This is a genomic window from Thermosipho sp. 1074 (assembly GCF_001999655.1).
GTDB lineage: Bacteria > Thermotogota > Thermotogae > Thermotogales > Fervidobacteriaceae > Thermosipho > Thermosipho affectus.
The window spans coordinates 1-20,271 of sequence record NZ_LBEX01000004.1; the positions used below are offsets into that span (position 1 = coordinate 1).

Annotated in this window: 16 protein-coding genes and 1 CRISPR repeat array; of the genes, 6 read left to right on the forward strand and 10 right to left on the reverse strand. The window is 31.6% G+C overall.

The window, feature by feature from the left end; all coding sequences use genetic code 11:
• A CRISPR array of direct repeats spans positions 1-1,779; the repeat unit is 35 nt; unit sequence TTAAAAAACCTAATTCCATAAAATGGAATTCAAAC.
• Positions 1,780-2,298: 519 nt separating this feature from the next.
• Genes XO08_RS01515 through gltX form a run of 3 tightly spaced genes read right to left on the reverse strand, consistent with a single transcriptional unit; the run spans position 2,299 to position 6,822 of the window.
• Positions 2,299-3,990, reverse strand: a complete 1,692-nt coding sequence (locus XO08_RS01515) for a proline--tRNA ligase (protein ID WP_075665312.1) — start codon at positions 3,988-3,990, stop codon at positions 2,299-2,301.
• Positions 3,987-5,396, reverse strand: coding sequence for a cysteine--tRNA ligase (gene cysS / locus XO08_RS01520; RefSeq protein ID WP_075665313.1), 1,410 nt, complete (start codon positions 5,394-5,396; stop codon positions 3,987-3,989). Before cysS ends, XO08_RS01515 begins: the two co-directional genes overlap by 4 nt.
• A gap of 4 nt (positions 5,397-5,400) precedes the next feature.
• Positions 5,401-6,822, reverse strand: a complete 1,422-nt coding sequence (gltX, locus tag XO08_RS01525; RefSeq protein ID WP_075665314.1) for a glutamate--tRNA ligase — start codon at positions 6,820-6,822, stop codon at positions 5,401-5,403.
• A gap of 156 nt (positions 6,823-6,978) precedes the next feature.
• On the opposite strand from gltX, the gene XO08_RS01530 reads away from it, so the two are divergent.
• Positions 6,979-8,187 carry a uracil-xanthine permease family protein gene (locus XO08_RS01530; protein ID WP_075665315.1) on the forward strand — a complete coding sequence of 403 codons (1,209 nt, stop codon included), beginning with the start codon at positions 6,979-6,981 and terminating at the stop codon, positions 8,185-8,187.
• A gap of 10 nt (positions 8,188-8,197) precedes the next feature.
• Here XO08_RS01530 and XO08_RS01535 read toward each other — a convergent pair whose 3' ends face one another.
• Positions 8,198-9,169, reverse strand: a complete 972-nt coding sequence (locus tag XO08_RS01535; RefSeq protein WP_075665316.1) for an acyltransferase family protein — start codon at positions 9,167-9,169, stop codon at positions 8,198-8,200.
• Positions 9,170-9,278: 109 nt separating this feature from the next.
• Between XO08_RS01535 and miaB the strand changes: the two genes are divergently transcribed.
• The 5 genes from miaB to XO08_RS01560 are packed head-to-tail and all read left to right on the forward strand — an operon-like array spanning position 9,279 to position 13,976.
• Positions 9,279-10,571, forward strand: coding sequence for a tRNA (N6-isopentenyl adenosine(37)-C2)-methylthiotransferase MiaB (gene miaB, locus XO08_RS01540; RefSeq protein ID WP_075665317.1), 1,293 nt, complete (start codon positions 9,279-9,281; stop codon positions 10,569-10,571).
• 13 nt (positions 10,572-10,584) lie between these two features.
• Positions 10,585-11,448: a YitT family protein gene (locus XO08_RS01545; RefSeq protein WP_075665318.1), complete on the forward strand. Its 864-nt coding sequence runs from the start codon at positions 10,585-10,587 to the stop codon at positions 11,446-11,448.
• Between the two features lie 9 nt (positions 11,449-11,457).
• Positions 11,458-11,988 carry a cysteine hydrolase family protein gene (locus XO08_RS01550; protein ID WP_075665319.1) on the forward strand — a complete coding sequence of 177 codons (531 nt, stop codon included), beginning with the start codon at positions 11,458-11,460 and terminating at the stop codon, positions 11,986-11,988.
• Position 11,989: 1 nt separating this feature from the next.
• A complete protein-coding gene (locus XO08_RS01555; RefSeq protein ID WP_075665320.1) occupies positions 11,990-12,922 on the forward strand; it encodes a cation diffusion facilitator family transporter in 933 nt (310 codons plus the stop codon).
• Complete coding sequence (locus tag XO08_RS01560; protein ID WP_172799325.1) at positions 12,888-13,976, forward strand: lipopolysaccharide assembly protein LapB; 1,089 nt, start codon at positions 12,888-12,890, stop codon at positions 13,974-13,976. The genes XO08_RS01555 and XO08_RS01560 overlap by 35 nt, the downstream gene beginning before the upstream one ends.
• A gap of 20 nt (positions 13,977-13,996) precedes the next feature.
• Here XO08_RS01560 and galT read toward each other — a convergent pair whose 3' ends face one another.
• From galT to XO08_RS01590, 6 genes are all read right to left on the reverse strand, one after another.
• On the reverse strand, positions 13,997-14,995 hold the full coding sequence (gene galT / locus XO08_RS01565) for a galactose-1-phosphate uridylyltransferase (RefSeq protein ID WP_075665322.1): 999 nt from the start codon (positions 14,993-14,995) through the stop codon (positions 13,997-13,999).
• A gap of 13 nt (positions 14,996-15,008) precedes the next feature.
• Positions 15,009-16,466, reverse strand: coding sequence for a glycogen synthase (locus tag XO08_RS01570; protein ID WP_075665323.1), 1,458 nt, complete (start codon positions 16,464-16,466; stop codon positions 15,009-15,011).
• A gap of 4 nt (positions 16,467-16,470) precedes the next feature.
• A complete protein-coding gene (locus tag XO08_RS01575; protein ID WP_077287138.1) occupies positions 16,471-17,100 on the reverse strand; it encodes an MBL fold metallo-hydrolase in 630 nt (209 codons plus the stop codon).
• Positions 17,090-18,796: a sigma-54-dependent Fis family transcriptional regulator gene (locus XO08_RS01580; protein WP_075665325.1), complete on the reverse strand. Its 1,707-nt coding sequence runs from the start codon at positions 18,794-18,796 to the stop codon at positions 17,090-17,092. The genes XO08_RS01575 and XO08_RS01580 overlap by 11 nt, the downstream gene beginning before the upstream one ends.
• Before the next feature lie 2 nt (positions 18,797-18,798).
• Positions 18,799-19,209: a secondary thiamine-phosphate synthase enzyme YjbQ gene (locus XO08_RS01585; protein WP_075665326.1), complete on the reverse strand. Its 411-nt coding sequence runs from the start codon at positions 19,207-19,209 to the stop codon at positions 18,799-18,801.
• Between the two features lie 103 nt (positions 19,210-19,312).
• Positions 19,313-20,269, reverse strand: a complete 957-nt coding sequence (locus tag XO08_RS01590) for a 2-hydroxyacid dehydrogenase (protein WP_075665327.1) — start codon at positions 20,267-20,269, stop codon at positions 19,313-19,315.
• Positions 20,270-20,271: the final 2 nt, after the last annotated feature.

Here is a 20,271-nt window from a genome sequence, read left to right on the forward strand (position 1 = left end):
TTAAAAAACCTAATTCCATAAAATGGAATTCAAACATATGTCTGCAGAAGTTTGTGACGCAACTGGAGTTTTGTTAAAAAACCTAATTCCATAAAATGGAATTCAAACGAGATAAGATTATCGATGGTGTCGTGTTATTATCAAGTTAAAAAACCTAATTCCATAAAATGGAATTCAAACAATCAAAAACCTGCAGATGCGACGATAACTGTTATTGTTAAAAAACCTAATTCCATAAAATGGAATTCAAACATTTTTTAACAGGGCGCGCAGATTACAGAAATAGGTTAAAAAACCTAATTCCATAAAATGGAATTCAAACTAAAATCGGAAAGGAGTGAATTACATGGATTTAAGTTGTTAAAAAACCTAATTCCATAAAATGGAATTCAAACCTAAGAAAGTTCAAATACGCCTTTTTAAGTTCAATTTTGTTAAAAAACCTAATTCCATAAAATGGAATTCAAACACATTTTTGATGACGGATATCATTGATGAAATTTGTTAAAAAACCTAATTCCATAAAATGGAATTCAAACATGGTATGAAATCTTATTTTAGTCACGATAGCAATGCGTTAAAAAACCTAATTCCATAAAATGGAATTCAAACGAAATTATTGCCATTTCTAAATTTCGACACCGTTGGTTAAAAAACCTAATTCCATAAAATGGAATTCAAACTGTTTTGCGATTGCATTTTCAATATGCCATTGTGGTTAAAAAACCTAATTCCATAAAATGGAATTCAAACATTACAATAGCAGCAGGAAGACGTTTTGGTAAATCAGAGTTAAAAAACCTAATTCCATAAAATGGAATTCAAACTTCAAGAGAAGAGAGATTAAGTTCAATTTTCGCATTGTTAAAAAACCTAATTCCATAAAATGGAATTCAAACGTATGAAAATTTCGACCATCCAAATGTCCTATGAAGAAGTTAAAAAACCTAATTCCATAAAATGGAATTCAAACAACTAATTCCCAAACATTTTTCTTTGCGATTTTCATTGTTAAAAAACCTAATTCCATAAAATGGAATTCAAACAGCTTGAAACTGGGGCATCGATAACAGAAAGTAGTCCTGTTAAAAAACCTAATTCCATAAAATGGAATTCAAACTCTGAGATGTTTAGCTCTGGTGTCACAGGACCACCAGGTTAAAAAACCTAATTCCATAAAATGGAATTCAAACGCTAATAACGTGTATGTATTCGCTTTTTTTCTTGTATGAGTTAAAAAACCTAATTCCATAAAATGGAATTCAAACAAATCTATTCTGTCATACTTGTCAAGCATCTGCTTAATGTTAAAAAACCTAATTCCATAAAATGGAATTCAAACAAGGATAAGCAAGAAAAGGCAAAACTTGCGGCACTTAGTTAAAAAACCTAATTCCATAAAATGGAATTCAAACACCTTTCCATAGCGAGGATCATGAAATTCACCTACAGGTGTTAAAAAACCTAATTCCATAAAATGGAATTCAAACCTCCTTCGCTATTTATGGCGTCACTTGCTTCTGTTGTGTTAAAAAACCTAATTCCATAAAATGGAATTCAAACTATAAAGTGTCAGAACTCAAAGGATAGTTATAAAAAGTTAAAAAACCTAATTCCATAAAATGGAATTCAAACAATTTGTTAGGAAAGTATGGGAATTTTGAGAATGAGTTAAAAAACCTAATTCCATAAAATGGAATTCAAACCTCCTTCGCTATTTATGGCGTCACTTGCTTCTGTTGTGTTAAAAAACCTAATTCCATAAAATGGAATTCAAATTGTTACTACACTTGTTTGATATCAATATTTATGTTTAAAAATTGATATAGAATTTCGGCTACTTATACTGTAATTAATAAAAAAACATGGCTCCATAGCTTTTTTTATACTGAATTCCAAAAAGTCTCAGAAATAACAAATAAAACCAACAAAAAGGTTTTTTTCTTTAAACATTTGAACTAAAAAATGAAGAAATATATCTCAAATACGTAATGTTTACGTGTGTTATCGTATAACAATTGTACTAAAACAAAAAAGTATATAAATTAATATAAAAAAATTTAATACAAAAAAATAAAGCCTAAGAAAACGATACACATGGAATATATAACAAATGGAAGATATAAAAAAGTAGTATATAGTATGAACAATTTAAAGCATGTCAAGAAAGGGAATACCTCAAGACAAGAAAAAATAGCATGGCTCCAGTATAGTACCAAAGCCATGCTATTTGAAAAATTAATAAATTGATTTTTTTTATTACGCTTTCGAGGATAAATACAATCTCGAGCCTTTATTTTATTTAAGTATATTTATTAAACTATTGTAAATATTTTCTTCCTTTGCATCAATTACATTTGAACTTCCTTTTCTTTCTTTTAATTCCACTTTTCCTTCTTTGTACATCCTTCCAATAGTTACTCTGACTGGGAAACCTATTAAATCTGCATCTTTAAACTTTACACCTGGCGATACGTCTCTATCATCAATTAATACATCTATTCCTCTATCCAATAAATATTTATACAGTTTTTCACCAAATTGCTTCTCTTTTTCCCTACCAACAACTGTTACAACCACTTCAAATGGAGCAACTGAAACAGGCCAAATTATTCCATTATCATCGTGTAATTGCTCTACAATTGCACCTAAAGTTCTTGAAATTCCCCAACCATAGCATCCCATTATAAATGGTTGTAATTTTCCGTCTTTGTCCATGTACTTTATTTCCATAGTCTCCGAATATTTTGTTCCCAATTTAAAAATATGTCCTAGTTCTATACCCCTCTCTCCATTTAAGGGTTTACCACAAACAGGGCATGGATCACCTGGTTCAACTACAATTAAATCCGTCCATTCATTTACTTCAAAATCTCTACCGTAATTTACATTTATGTAGTGATAGTCCTTTTTCATACCCCCAACTACAAAATTTTTCATATGCTTTACACTATTATCTGCGATAATCCTTATTCCATCCAATCCCACAGGACCAAGAAAACCTATTGGAACACCAAACTTATCAAATATCTCTTCTGGCAAAGCCATTTGAAGTGATTGATCACCTAAATATGCCTTTAACTTTTCAAAATTAAGCTCCCTATCACCTGGCACCAATGCCATCACAAAACCTTCTCTTCCTTTAAATATCAATGACTTAACGATACGTCCCAATTCCACATTTAAAAATTGTGCAACCTGTTCTACTGTCCTAACATTTGGTGTATGGACAAGCTCTTTTTCTTTTTCTTCTTCATCATACACCCTATAATTTCCAACGTATGGAACTTTTTCGTCACTTCCTGCGTAACCACAATCACAGTACAAAACATTACTCTCACCGTATTCTGCAAAAGCAACGAATTCATGAGATTCATTTCCGCCAATCGCACCAGAAGATGCCTCAATTATAGTATACCTAAGTCCTATTCTTTCCAATATTCTAGAATATGCTTCTTTAAACTTTTTGTAAGTTTCATCCAAAGATTCCCAACTACTGTGAAAACTATATGCATCTTTCATTATAAATTCTCTTGCCCTCAAAACACCAAATCTTGGTCTAATTTCATCCCTATATTTATTTGCAATTTGATACAATGTTATTGGTAATTGTTTATATGAATTCAACTCATTTTTTACAAGTTCAGTTACTAATTCTTCATGGGTAGGCCCCAAAGTAAAATCTCTTTCATGCCTATCTTTCAACTTCATCATCTCTGGACCGTAATCATCCCATCTTCCACTTTTTCTCCAAAGTTCTGCAGGCTGGATTATAGGCATTAAAATTTCCTGTGCACCTATCCTATTCATCTCTTCTCTTACAATATTTTCAATCTTTAAAAGTGTTTTTCTTGCAAGTGGTAAATAAGTATAAACCCCTGCAGCAATTTTTCTTATAAATCCCGCACGTTGTAACAGTGCTTGACTTGGAATTTCAGCATCGGCAGGATTTTCCCTCAAAGTAGGTGCATAAAGTTGTGAAAATCTCATTCATTCACCTCCGTAAACTTTTCCCATTTAGTTCCATCAGGGGTATCTAAAATCTTTATTCCCGCGTTCTTTAATGCATCACGTATTTTATCCGCAGCTTGGTAATTTTTCTCTTTTCTAAATTCTTGTCTTACTTTCAAAATCTCATCCAACACTTTTTCTTCGTTTGAATCTACTATCTTGACTCCACCTTCAAAGAGTCCTAAAACACTTCCGAAAACCCTTGTAATCAAGTGATATCTCTTTAATGCTTCCTTGTCATTTCCATCATCCATTGCTTTATTTAACTCTTTTGATAAATCAAAAATCAATGCAATTGCCTTAGGCGTGTTAAAATCATCTTCCAGCGACTCTATAAATTTACTTTCTACTTCCTTCATATATTCATCTCTTTTTGGAACAAGCGGATATGGATGCTTTTCTTCAAATCTATTCAACGTTTTAATAATCCGCAAAGACGCTTTCTTATTTTCCATAAGTATTTCATCCGAGAATTCGATAGGTGTTCTATAGTGCTTTGAAAGCAAAAACAATTTTACCGCATCTTTTCCATATCTTTTTACCGCCTCACGTACTAAAAATACATTCCCTATGGATTTACTCATCTTGTCTCCACGTGTAACAATCATACCATTATGCATCCAATATCTCGCAAAAGGCTTTCCAGTCAATGCCTCACTTTGAGCCTTTTCATCCTCATGGTGTGGAAAGATCAAATCTTCTCCACCTGCATGTATATCAAATGTATCTCCTAAAAGTTTCTGAGACATCACAGAACATTCGATATGCCAACCTGGTCTTCCAATACTCCAAGGGCTATTCCAATTTGGTTCTCCAGGTTTTACGGCTTTCCACAAAGCAAAATCAAGTGGATCTTTTTTTAAATCGTTAACTTCAACTCTTGCACCTGCGACTAAATCTTCTATTTTTCTTCCAGATAAAGTACCGTATTTTTCAAAGGACCTCACACTAAAATAAACATCTCCGTTATCTGCAACATATGCATATCCTTTTGAAATTAATTTATCAACCGCTTCAACAATCTCAGAAACGTAATCTGTTGTTCGAGGGTGAAAATTAGCAGCCCTTATCCCCAAACTTTGTGCATCCTTCCAATATTCGACAATAAAAGTATCTGCAACATCTTTGAAATCAACTCCCCATTCATTTGCCTCATTAATTATCTTATCATCTATATCTGTAAAATTTTGTACCATTACAACCTTATAACCTCTATATTCTAAAAACCTTCTAAATGCATCAAATACAACGGCAGGTCTTGCATTACCAATGTGAATATAATTGTACACCGTTGGCCCACATACATACATTTTTACAACACCAGGCGTTATAGTCTTTAATTCCTCTTTTTTTCCAGTTTCTGTATTCGTAATGTAAATAGCCATATTATCACCCCAAATGTTTCTCTAACCTTTTTATCATTTTTTCTCTTCCAAGCAAATATACAATGTCAACCAACTCAGGCCCTTCTTCTCTACCGGTTAAAACTATTCGAAGGTTCATGTAAAATTCTTTCCCCTTTACTTTACTATTTTTCATTGCTTCTTTAAAAACCTTAAATATCACTTTTTCATTCCACTCATCAATTTTTCTTAATTCTTCTACTAACTTTCTATAAACTTCCTTTACTTCATTGGAAAGCTGAATTTCCACATCTGGTTCGTTAAAAAAGAAATCAACAAGATGTGGTATTTCACTTAATTCTTCTACTCTATCCTTTATCGATTTCAACAATCTTACATACCACTCTTTATTGGTATCTATATCTTCTTTACTTACAAACTTTAACAAATACTTTTTAGAAACATCTAACATTACCTCTTCATCCAATTTTCTAAAATGTTCTGCATTCATCCATTTTAATTTTTTTGGATCAAAAATTGCAGGGTTCTTTCCCAACCTTTCCAATGAAAATGCGTTTATAAGCTCGTTCAAACTCATTATTTCTTTTCCATCGGGATGAGACCATCCAAGTAAAGCCAAGAAATTAACAACAGCTTGTGGTAAATATCCTCTATCTCTAAATTCTTCAACTGAAGTTGCTCCATGCCTTTTGCTAAGTTTTTTCGCATCTGGTCCTAAAATCATAGACACATGCCCAAAATTTGGCGTTTCCCATCCAAACGCTTCATACAACGCTATTTGTTTTACAGTATTTGAGAGATGATCATCTCCCCTTAAAACATGTGTAATCTTCATTAAATAATCATCAATCACACATGCAAAATTATAAATAGGCACACCATTACTTCTAATTATGGCAAAATCTCCAACAGTTCCCTCTTTGAACACCACTTCTCCTTTTACAATATCATTTAATACATATTCTTTACGTGGCATCAAAAAGTAAATTGCAGGTTTTAATCCTTTATTTTTATACTCTTTTATTCTCTCTGGAGTTGCAAAAGCTTCTAACATTTCCCTTGTATAATGTGGCGGTTTTCCTTCAGATAAAAGCTTTTCTCTTAGTTGCTCTATTTCTTCTGGATATGCATAAACCTCATATGCTTTTCCCTCATCTAATAATTTCTGTGCATACTTATGGTATATATCCAATCTTTCACTTTGCCTATATGGACCATATTCTCCTCCTACATCTGGTCCTTCGTCCCAGTCAAGACCTAACCATTTTAATGCATTAATTAACCCTTTTTCATATTCTTTTTCAGAACGCTCAAGATCTGTATCTTCAATCCTTAAGATAAACTTCCCATTCATTTTTCTTGCATATAGGAAATTAAAAAGGGCAGTTCTTGCACCGCCTACGTGCAAATACCCCGTTGGACTTGGTGCAAATCTCAGTCTAGCCATTAACACACCTCCTAATTTTCTTTGTTTTATTATACCATAGATAAAAGTTTTATTTTTTAATTCTTCTTAACTTATATTGACAAAAAATATAATTTATGATATGTTAACTTAGGTACCTTTAAATTGGTCCTGAGAGGCCAGAAAGGAGGAATTGGTATGGATTTTGAAAGCACATTAGGGATCTATCAAAATGTAAACGGATGGAAAAAGGTCATTCTAGCCCTTCAGCACTTTTTAGCCATGTTTGGAGCCACCGTTCTTGTTCCGCTTCTTACAGGTCTTGACCCACTTGTTGCACTCTTTACAGCTGGTTTGGGAACATTAACATTTCATTTTATTACCAAAAAGATAGTTCCAGTTTTTCTTGGATCAAGTTTTGCATACATTGCTCCAATAATCTTAGTTAAAGAAAAAACGGGAGATTTAAGATATGCAACTGGGGGTATAGTCGTTGCAGGAGCTGTATATTTAATCTTTTCGCTATTAATAAAAATGATTGGAACTGAAAAAATCAAAAAATTATTTCCGCCCGTAGTTACGGGTCCTATGATTATGGTTATCGGATTAAGTTTGAGTCCTGTGGCAATTGATATGGCATCAAAAAATTGGAGTGTTGCAATAATTGTTATTATAACCATTATCTTGTCCACAACAGTTTTCAAAGGATTATTCAATCTAATACCAATACTAATCGGAATAGGTGTAGGATATGTATTCTCATTAATAACGGGAAATGTGGACCTTACTCCAATGAAAAACTCTGCTTTTGTGTCTGTTCCAAAATTTATGCTTCCAAAGTTTGACATTTCATCAATTCTTCTTATTGCACCTGTAGCAATAGCAACTTTTATGGAGCACATAGGTGATATTACAACTAACGGAGCCGTAGTAGAGAAAAATTTCATAGAAAATCCAGGACTTCACAGAACATTAATTGGTGATGGAATTGCAACAATGATAGCGGGGGTTTTGGGAGGTCCTGCAAATACGACTTACAGCGAAAACACGGGAATTTTGGCTTTGACAAAGGTATATGATCCATCTGTTTTAAGACTTGCCGCAATATTTGCAATATTTATGTCTTTCTTTTCAAAATTTGGTAGCATATTACAGACAATCCCCACTGCGGTTATAGGTGGTGTAAGCTTGATATTATTTGGAATGATTGCGTCAGTTGGATTAAGAACAATAGTTAACGAAAAAGTAGACTTTTCAAAGCCAAAAAATTTAATCGTTTCTTCCTTAATACTTACACTAGGTATCGGTGGTGCAAGTTTTACAATAGGTTCTATAGAACTCAAAGGGCTTGCACTGGCAGCTATTGTTGGAATAATAGCAAACCTTGTAATTCCAGAGAAAAAATAAAAAGCTTCGGTTACCCCGAAGCTTTTTTTATATAAAATTGCCCAGACAAAAAGTAAAGTAATTTCTCTGGCACAAATTTTATTATCAAATACATAAAAAAAACCATAATAAAGTAATTTAACAACCAAAATTTTTCTAAAAATAATAATGGATCCTTTATTAAAGGCATAAAAAGCCCAGGAATCACAATATGATACCCCAAAACAAAGAGTGTAAACTTACCAAATAACATGAAGAACCCTTCTATTTTCCTTGAAACAACTAAATTTGAAAAGGAAATTACAAAGATCAAAGTAAAAAACTCCACAACATATGAAATAAGAGGATAATTTCCATAATTTGCTTCTCTCCAGTCGTTAAATCCATTCAAACCCGTCAACAAAAAAATCAAAAATCCGGAAATTCCAAGTAACAAAAGAGGTTTTTTTACTTTAAAGTTAAATCCTTTTCTTTTAAATAACCATCCCAAGTAAAACCATACCAATCCATGAAAAACCACTTCTAATTTAAAGAATTTAGTTTGCACATTAACTAGAATAGTAGATAAAATAGAAAACAAAGGAATTAAATAGGTAACTTTTAATCTAACAAATATCACAAAACAAATCTCTGCAATTGAAAACATATATAAATACCACAACGGTAACACGTTTACAGGTATATCTATTGGAGCATATCCAAAAATTATAAAATCAAAAAACGTAGAAAAAACATCAGTTGTTAAATGTAAAACTTTGTTTATAGCAAAATACAAAAAATAACCTATTGTCGTCATAAAATAAAATGGCACCAATATATTTAAAAAAATCTTCTTCAACTTTAAATAAAAAGACTCTTCTTTAAATAAAAATCCAGAAATAAACATAAAAGATGCCAGAACATTAGAGACATAAGAAACATACCTTTCAGGTGCATACGAATGAGCAAAAATAATTAAAACCATCAAAAAGCCCTTTGCAATATCTATCTCTTTTATACGCATAATACACCCCCATAAAATTTTATCATATTTAACAATTTTGTTAAATTTTATTGGTGGAAAAATCCTATATAAATGATAGAATTGATTTACTTGAAAAGGGAGGGGAAATATGAAGAAAATTCACATAAAAACATACGGGTGTCAAATGAACGAAAACGACAGCGAAATCGCCAAATTTTACCTTGAAGAAGCAGGTTATGAAATTACCGAAAATGAAAAAGACGCAGATATTGTGATTTTAAACACTTGCGTAGTAAGAAAAAAATCGGAAGATAAATTTTACAGTCATATCGGTGAATTAAAAAAACAAAATAAAATAATCGGAGTTATGGGCTGTGGAGCAGAAAAAGAAAAGGAAAATCTATTTAAAAGAGGAGTAAAATTTGTTATTGGAACACGTGCTATTTTGTTTGTTCCAAAAGCAGTTGAAAAAGCCATTAAAGGAAAAAAAAGTGCATATTTTGAGGACAAACTCGATGAAATAAACTATCCAAATATTTTGAAGAGAAACTCAAAACATCACGCATGGATAACTATAATATACGGTTGTAACAGGTTTTGTACATATTGTATAGTTCCATACACGCGGGGAAGAGAAAAATCTAGAAAGGAAGAAAGTATTCTTTCTGAAGTTAAAAACCTTGCAAAAAATGGCATAAAAGAAATCACATACTTAGGTCAAAACGTTGATGCATATGGAAAAGACTTACAAGATGGAAGCTCACTTGCAAAGCTTTTAAACCAAACAACAAAAATTGAAGGTATAGAAAGAATATGGTTTTTAACCTCATATCCAACGGATTTTTCACTGGATATAGCACATGAAATAGCAAAGAGCCCAAAAATAGCAAAAAGTATACACCTTCCCGTCCAACACGGAAGCAACAAAATATTAAAAAAGATGAACAGAAGATATACAATAGAAGAATATGAAGAATTAATATCACAAATCAGAAAAATTGTCCCAGACGCTTCAATTTCAAGTGATATTATTGTAGGTTTTCCAGATGAAACAGAAGAAGATTTCGAAAAAACTGTAGAACTTGTTAAAAAAATAAAATTTGAAAGGTTAAACCTTGCAATTTATTCTCCAAGAGAAGGTACCATAGCCTGGAAATACTTTAAAAATAACGTTCCAAGAATGGTTAAAACTAAAAGAATGGCTTATATTTTAAACCTTCAAAAACAAATAAACAAAAAATTAAATGAAAAATACCTAGATCAAACTGTAGAAATAATAGTTGAAACAAAAGCAAAATCTGGTCTATATTACGGTAGGGACATAAGAAATAAAATAATTGCCTTTGAAGGTGACAAATCTCTCATTGGAAAAAAGATACTAGTTAAAATCAAAAAAACAACTGCTGGTCCATTGTATGGTGATTTAGTAAAAATTATATAAAGGAGGGGGTATTATGGCTAAAAACATTCCTATCAAAGAATTAATCAGAGAATATATTCTATCAACTATCGGGGTAATTTTGACGGCATTGGGACTTGTTATCTTTTTAATTCCAAACAACATAGCAGCAGGTGGAGCATCTGGACTTGCAATAATTTTACACTCTGTTGTACCAATTCCAGTTGGTATTTGGATGTATATAATAAATGCTGTGCTATTTTTAATAGCGTTTATTATAATAGGTTTTGATTTCAGCTATAAAACAATTTACTGTACTTTTCTATTAAACTTCTTTATCGACTTTTTCGACAGGGTTGTAAAAATTCCAACCTATAATGGTAATGATTTGATGCTTGCTGTATTTTTTGGAGATATACTAACTGCCATAGGTATGGCTATAACTTTTTCTCAAAATGCATCAACTGGTGGAACAGATATCATTGCAAAGATATTTAATAAATTCTTTTCAAGTCCAATGGGAACAACACTCCTTGTAATAGACTTCTTTATAGGATTTATGGCAGGTGTTGCTTTTGATCCAAAGATAGGTATGTACTCCATCCTTGCTATAATAATAAATGGTACTACAATTGACTTTGTACTAAAAGGTCTAGAACTTGCAATAACAGTTACAATAATCTCGGATAATAATAAACCCATTGAAGACTTTATCTTAAGAAACATGGGAAGAGGATTCACTTATTTAAAAGGAAAAGGTGGATATACCAAAAAAGATAGAGATATAATATTTGTTTCCATCAGAAGACGTGAACTTAGCGAGTTAATGTACTTTATAAGAAAAGTAGATCCCAATGCTTTTGTCATAGTTAACGAATCAAGATATGTTTTAGGTGAAGGTTTTAAGAGGAATTTGTGAGGTGATAACATGAAAGCGCTAATAATAATCGACATGCAAAATGATTTTGCAAAAGAAGGGGGAACTTTATACTTTAAGGGCGCAGAAAATGTTATCCCGCATATTCTAAGGTTAATATCCAATGCAAAAAAAGAAAATATACCCATTATACTAACGCAAGATTGGCATGAAGAAAATGATGAGGAATTTAAAATTTGGACTAAGCATTGTGTGAAAAATACAGATGGTGCTAAAATTATAGATGAAATACTAAAACTAATAAAAGATTACAACAATGTATATTTTATTAAAAAAACTAGATACTCTGCTTTTTACAATACAAATTTTGATAAAATTATCAAAAAATTGAATATCACCGAAGTTGACCTTGCAGGTCTAGTTTCAAATATCTGTGTATTGTTTACCGCCGAAGAATTGAGAAACAGGGATATAAAAGTGAATTTATTTAAAAATGCAACAAATTCCTATGATCAGAAATTACACGAACTTTCTCTTAGACTCATGGATGAAGTATTGAAAATTAATATAAAAGAGGTGTAAAATGAATATAAAGAAAGTAACCTTTCTTGCGGTTATAACAAATATATTTTTAGCGGTCATAAAAATTATCACAGGCATATTATTTAACAGCATAGCTATACTTGCAGATGGTATAGATAGCTCTACGGATATCATTACCTCTCTTGTTACCTTCTTTGCGACAAGACTTTCGGTAAAACCACCAGATAAATTACATCCATATGGTCATTCAAAAATAGAAAATATTGGTGCAAAAATAATCTCGTTTGTAATTTTTTATGCAGGTATTTCACTTTTTATAGAAAGTACTAAAAAATTTGTAACAAAAGAGTATTTCCAGATAATAGGTATATTACCATTAGTAGTTACGTTAATATCTATTACATTTAAAACTATTCTTTTTCTAATAGAATACACTTATGGAAAAAAATACAACAGTTCTTCGCTTGTTGCAGAAGCATTAAATATGAGAAATGATATATTGTTATCCTCCCTTGTATTTTTAGGAGTATTTTTAAATAAATTAGGACTTGAATGGATGGATCCTTTGGTTGGAATGGTAATGTCTGCTATAATAATAAAGGTGGCGTTTGAAATTTTCACGGAAAATGCATACGTGCTTCTTGACGGCATTACTCCTAAAGATACGTGGATATACGATACCATAATAAATGTATGCAACAATTGTAACGGAATCAAAAATCCTCATAAAATACGAGTTAGAAAAATAGGAAATGTATATGATATAAACATGGATATTGAAGTTGATCCTAATATGACAGTTAAAGAATCACACAACCTTACAAAATGCTTAAAAGAAAAATTAATAAAAATTACAAATAATAAAATATACGATGTAGTTATACATATTGAACCATTTGAAAACAAGGAAAATGAACCGTATGGGATCGGGGGGAAAAATGAAGAAAATCATAATCATTCTATTAATGATTAGTATCTTTTCTTTTTCCATTTCAAAAAATGAAATAATCGAATTATCAAAAAAAAATCCAGAATTATCTTGGAAAAAGTATCTTGAATACGTACTTGAAAACCCAACAGACACATCTATTGAGAAGCTGGGCAAAAAAATAAAGATAAAAATCCAAATAAAAGATAAGGAAAATTTAAACTTTTTAATAAAAGAAGACATTAATGGGTTAAGAAATTATTTAAAAGAAACCTCACCAAGTACAAAGATTTTGAACTTAATAAACTTCTTTTTTCCACAAGTAGAGAGTTTAGTTAAAGATTCCATTGAAAATCCAAAATATGACTCATTTGCAGAAAATATAATATTTCTAAAAATTACAGATCCAAAAATAGAAACTAAAAAAGCGGCAAAGGAGCTTACGAATTTTTTTCTAAAATATCCCACGATGTTAACATACAATGTTGTTTCTTTATTCAAAAATAAATCTTTTTCCAAAGATTTAGGATTTAACATATTAAACTACATCGTACAAAATATTAATAACTTTGATGAGGAAAAATATCCAATCTTAAATAGAATAGTTGATTTCTCAAAAAGTATTGGTGGTACATACACATCAAAGTATTTACTAGATTTAGAAAAATACGTTGAAATTTTGGAAAAAATAAATGAAAATAAGATAGAAAACGTAAACCTAGAAAAATTACAAATAAATAATTTATCAATAAAAAAAGACATTTTGTTGCAAAAAATAAGCAAATACAATTCACCACATATAATTAACAAAACAAATAACACAAAAAATGAACTAAAACCTTCAAAATCTTCAAACACCTTTGAACTATTTCTATTAATTATCCTCTTTGGACTTATTTCCTCGTTCAGAATAGTAAGGTTTTATATCTTTTATACATTAAGACTTAAGAAAATTGCCGCATTAACGTATAAAAAAATAGTAGAAAAAGATCCAATGAATGAAGAAAAGCATTTAAAACTTGCACAACTGTATGAAGAAGCAGGCATGTACGATGAGGCACTACAAGAATATAATTTAATAAAGCGTATAAAAATATAAATCCTCCCAGATGGGAGGATTTATATTTCAACATTTCTTAAATATTTTGCAGCATCTTCAGGTGGTACGGGGTTTATATAAAAACCTGATCCCCATTCGAATCCTGCAACCCTCGTAAGCCTTGGCATTATTTCAACGTGCCAATGGTAATAAATCTTTCCCTCTTCATACGTTGGTGAAGTGTGTATCACAAAATTATATGGAGGATTATCTAAAACCTTATATATCCTATATAAACTATTTCTCAATATCCTTGCAAATGTAGGTATTTGTTCTTCACTAATTGCCCCAAAATTATGAGCATGTTCTTTTGGAATAATCCAAATCTCAAATGGAAATCTTGAAGCATATGGAGCAAAAGCAATAAAATGCTCATTTTCTTCAATAATTCTCCTATTTTCAATTTTTTCCTGGGATATCATGTCACAAAATACACATCTTTCTTTGTAATCATAATAATCTTTTGAACCATTCATTTCTTCTAGCACTCTTTTTGGAATGCTTGGTATTGCAATTATCTGACTATGAGGATGTGGTAAAGATGCCCCACCTAATGCTCCATGATTTCTAAATATCAATATGTATTTTATCCTTTCATCTTTTTCTATCTCATTATATCTCTTTACATAGGCCCAAACAACTTCTTGAGCTTGTTTGTCATCATAAAGTGCAAAGGTACTATTATGATCTGGTGTTTCTATAATAACCTCATGGTATCCAAAGCCAGTCATAGCATCGTACATACCATGCCCATATTTTTGTACTTCAATATTTGGATTAACAGCTGGAAATTTATTGGGGACAACCCTTACCCACCAACCTGGTGAATTCGGTTCACTATCATCTGGTCTAAATGCCAACATTTCAGGCGGTGTGGTATGTTCATTACCATAGTCAAAAGGACAAAATCCATCCTTTTTTTCTTCCTTTGGAACTGAAAAATCGTGAGGCCTTTTGGCGCGTTCAGTTGCTATTATAACCCATCTTCTTACAACTGGATCCTTCCTATATTCCGGCATAATAATTCCTCCTTTAAACCCTTTTACTCATAGCTTTATTGTATAATTTTATATATTCCTTTGCCGATCTCTCCCATGAAAGATCCGTCTTCATCGCGTTATCAACAAGCTTTTTCCAATGTACTTTCTTATTTCTGTAAAAATCAATAGCTTTAGCCACTGCCTTGAGTAATTGAGAAGAACCGTATTCTACAAATCCAAAACCATTTCCTATCATTTTCGTTTCATCGTATTCCAATACAGTATCTGCAAGTCCTCCTGTGTATCTAACAACGGGAATAGTTCCATATCTTAAACTGTACATTTGTCCCAATCCACAAGGTTCATACCTTGAAGGCATTAAAAACATATCACTTGCCGCATATATCTTTTGTGCAAGATTAATATCAAACTTGATATTTGCTGAAATGTTCTCTGGAAATTCTTCTTCCATTTTTCTGAACATATCCTCATATTTTTCATCACCAGTACCCAAAATAACAAATTGCACATTGTAATTTACAATGTACCTTAAAACTTCCGATAAAATATCTAAGCCTTTTTGATCAACTAACCTTGTAATCATCCCTATCATTGGTATATTTTCACTAACTGGCAACCCCAAATCTTTCTGCAATAACTTTTTATTTTCATATTTTTTCTCAATATCATTCAAGGAATAATTTACATAAATTCTCCTATCCGTTTCTGGATTATACTCATCGTAATCTATACCATTTAAAATACCGTAGAGATCAGAACTTCTTAATCTTAAAACCCCATCGAGTTTTTCACCATATTCTTTAGTTTGAATCTCCATTGCATAAGTAGGACTTACAGTGTTAATAATATCAGAAAATAATATACCACCTTTAAGAAAATTTATCTTTCCATAGAATTCTATACCATCAATATTGTACAAATAACTGGGAAGCCCTGAAAACTCCATATATTTACTGCCAAAAATACCTTGGTACCCAAGGTTGTGAATAGTTAATAACGTAACAATCTTCCCAAAGAACTCATCATCTTTATAAAGTGATTTCAAATAAACAGGTATTAATCCAGTTTGCCAATCGTTAACATGTAACACATCTATCGGTAAATTTAATACCTTTAGACTTTCCAAAACAGCCGCGGAAAAATAAATTGCCTGTTCTGCTAAATCAGGTCCTTCATAAACTTCATCTGCTGAAAAATAGTAATCATTTGCTATAAAATACACTGGAACATTTGTACGTGGAATAGTTGTCTTGTAAATATCAAATTTCTCATCTGTTTTTAAAAACGGGACTTCTATATCCCCCTTTACTTTTTCCAAAGTATACAAAAATTTTTCTGCGTTTTTTTCAACAATTTTATGTTTAGGCATTATTACGATCGGTTCTACAGAAAGCTTTTCTAAATATTTTGGAAGCGCTCCTACCACATCTGCAAGCCCTCCAACCTTTGCAAATGGATAAACCTCATAAGAAATAAGCGCAACTTTCATGTTTTCACCTCCATTTATCCAAAAAAATACCACTATCATGCGTAAAAATCAAATAATCACATTTATTTACAATTTTCCTAACAAATCTCGCACACTCATCATCTCTCAACATCCTCATTATATCATAAAACTCTACCCTAGTCATAACAATATCTCCAGGGAAAAAGACTTTTCCAAAATTTTCTGTATCTACTACAAAAGAACAGTGCTCCTTTGCATGCCATGGTGTATGATACACATTAATTTTATCAAATAAAATATCCCCATCTTTAAATGTATGGAAAGCTTTCCATGCATCTATAATCATTTTATACTGTTTTCCCACTATCATTCCAAATTTCTCGTAATTTTTCTTTAAAAAGTTTTCATGTATATGAACTGTTGCATTTTTAAAAAACATGGAGTTATAAGCGTGATCAAGGTGAAAGTGAGTTAAAACTATATCCGTAATATCATCTGTTTTTAAATTTCTTTCTTTCAACTTTTCTTCTAATATACTATGGCTTACATAGTCTCCTGGTTCTATTAAAATTCTTCTCATATCATCTTCAATTAAAGCAATAGTAGAAAAGGTAGCTTTAGCCCTATCTGGTATACTTATTAACCCACCTTCCAACAATATATCAATTTTCATACTCACCCTCCTTTTTTAACAAATCGTATCTCTCCATTTTATAGTAAAGCGTTCTCAAACTTATTTTTAACTTTTTTGCAGTTAACATTCTATCTCCCTTATTTTCTCTCAATGAATTTTCTATTATCTTTCTTTCAAAATCCTCTACCATAGATTTTAAAGAACTTTCTTTTTTTAAAATATCCGTATCTTCAAGAAATAATGGTGGAAAATGCCTCTTTTCAAGCACATTTTCATTGATTTTCATGTTTATAATCGCACGACCAATTATATTTTCTAGTTCCCTAACATTTCCCGGCCAGTTATATTTCTTTAAGTATTCTATTGCACCACTTGATATATTAATAATATTTCTTCCATATTGCTGACTTATTTTCTTTGCCAAATATCTTGCAAGCATCTTAATATCCTCTTTCCTTTCTCTAAGAGGTGGTATATATACTGGAAAAACATTTAATCTATAGTAAAGATCAACCAAAAATTCCCCTTTCTTTATTAGTTCTTCAATATTCATATTTGTTGAGGCAATAATTCTTACATCGACCTTTTTCACTCTATTAGAACCTACTGGTAAAAACTCCCTATTTTCTATAAACCTTAAAATTTTGGATTGAATTGTGATAGGCATTTTCCCTATCTCGTCAAGAAATAATGTACCTCCTTCTGCTTCTTCAATTAATCCCTTTTGAGTGTTCTTATCCAAAAACGGTTCTTTTGTATAACCAAACAATTCAATTTCCAGCATATTTTCTGGAATAGCTGCACAATTTACAGTTATAAAAGGTTTATCTTTTCTATTACTTTCATTATGTATCGCATGCGCAAACAATTCCTTACCCGTTCCACTCTCTCCCCTTAGAAAAACAGTAGCAGGCGTTTTTGCAACTTTTTTTGCCTGCTCTTTTGCTATCAATATTTTTTCACTTTTCCCTACTATATCATCAAAAGTATACTGTGCCTTCATCTGCCTTATAAATCTCTTAACCTCTTTTAGTTCTCTTGTTAAACTTAATATTTCAGATACATCATGAACGACTGCTACACTTCCACTAAATTTTCCTTTAACAAACAGCGGAGTTGCATTAATTATAACTTCCCTTTTTAAAGGTCCCACCTTTAATCTTGCGTTAAAAATGGGCTTTTTTGTCCTTGCAATTTGCATGTGTATACTTTCACCTTCGGCTATATCAACAGTGGCAGGTTTTCCAACAACTTCCTCTGGTTCAAATCCCGTTATTTTTGTATATGCCTTATTCACTAACACAACATATCCATTTTCATCTGCAACTGAAATAGCATCATATGTAGAATCTATTATAGCCTTTAATCTTGCCTCAATTTGGTGGAGATTAGTAATTTCCTCGGCAAGTTTTCTCACGCTTGTGATATCCCTAAAAACTGCCACTGCACCTAAAATATTTCCATCTTTATCCGTTAAAGGCATCCTTGAAGTAATTATTACATTTTCTCCAACATTTTGGACTTCATCCACTTCTGGAATCCCCGTTTTTACCACAATGTGCAACCTAGTGTTTGTAACAACATCAACTACGGGCTTACCTATAAAATCTTCTTTTAGTTTTAATATATGAACCGCACGTTTGTTGATGTATAAAATTTTTGCATCCTTGTCTACAATTATTACCCCTTCGACAATAGATTCAAGTACCGTTCTGTAAAACTTTATCAATTCCATACCTATTCACCAATTACCTTAACAACTACTCTTTTTCTTCTCTGCCCATCATATTCTGCGTAAAAAATTTGCTCCCAAGGTCCCAAGTCTAACTCCCCATTAGTTACTGGAAGTACTACTTGGTGATGTGTTAAAATTCTTTTCAAATGTGCATCTCCATTGTCCTCACCAGTCCAATGGTGATTGTATTCTCCAACAGGTGCCAACCTTTCCAACCATTCCCATATATCTCTATGAAGACCGGATTCATCATCATTAACTATTATTCCAGCAGTTATATGCATAGCAGATACAAGACAAAATCCCTCTTTTATACCACTCTTCTTCACTATTTCTTCAATCACATCTGTTATCCTAACTAACTCTTTTCTATTCTTTGTATTAAACCATAAATATTCTGTATAACTTTTCATTTTATCCCCCACCTTTCCATGTAAATATCTAAATATCCAATAAATTTAAATAGAAAAGCTAAACATAATTATTATATACCATAAATATGCTTCCTATTCTTACTTAATACATAAGATCAGGATCAACAACAGTCAAAGGCATTCCATCCTTTAAAAACGCATTTATATTTTTGAAAAGCTCGTCAATTCTGCCATTTTGCCCCTCTACTGTATAACCACCAACATGTGGAGAAATTACAACATTTTTAAACATATTAATGGGATAATTATACGGTAAAATAATTTCTCTTTCTTTTGAAGGGTAATTATACCAAACATCAGATGCAAACCCTTTCAATTTCTTATCTTTCAAGATGTTATATAAAGCTTTTTCATCTATAAGTTCACCTCGCCCCACATTTATCAAATACTTTCCTTCCATGCAAGACAAAACTTCCCCATTAATAATGTTCTTCGTTTTAGAAGTTAACGGTAACGCCAAATATACAACTTGTGAATTTTCTATCGCTTCTTTCAAATTATTTGTAATTTTGTGAAATCCCTCTATTTCTTCTAATTTGCTTTTAAAACCTATAATATAACAATCAAATCCCTTTAAAAGTTTTGCAATATGCCTTCCAATTACCCCTGTACCCAAAATAGCTACTTTCTTTTTTTGCAATGAAAACCAATAGTCCTCTTCTTTAAATCCCACGGCAAATCCATGCCAAATCCCCTCTTTAAGATCATTGTGGTACTCCACAACTCTCCCCATTAAAGCAAGGGAAAGGGCAATAGCTCTTTCTGCAACCATTTTACCATTTCCATGTGAATTTGATACAATTACTCCTCTTTCCTTTATAACCTTCCAAGGTAATTTATCAGTACCAGTCCATGGAATAAAGATTACCTTTAAATTTTTGGCTTTCAATACCTGCTCTTCTGTTAAAAATCCACCAATTACTATATCCATTTCTTCTAAACGTGCTATATCCTTTGAAGTAAACCACTCAATTTCTTTGTAATCCTCCATCTTTTTTCTAAAATACTCAGTAATCTTTGTTAGTACTATAGCTTTCATAT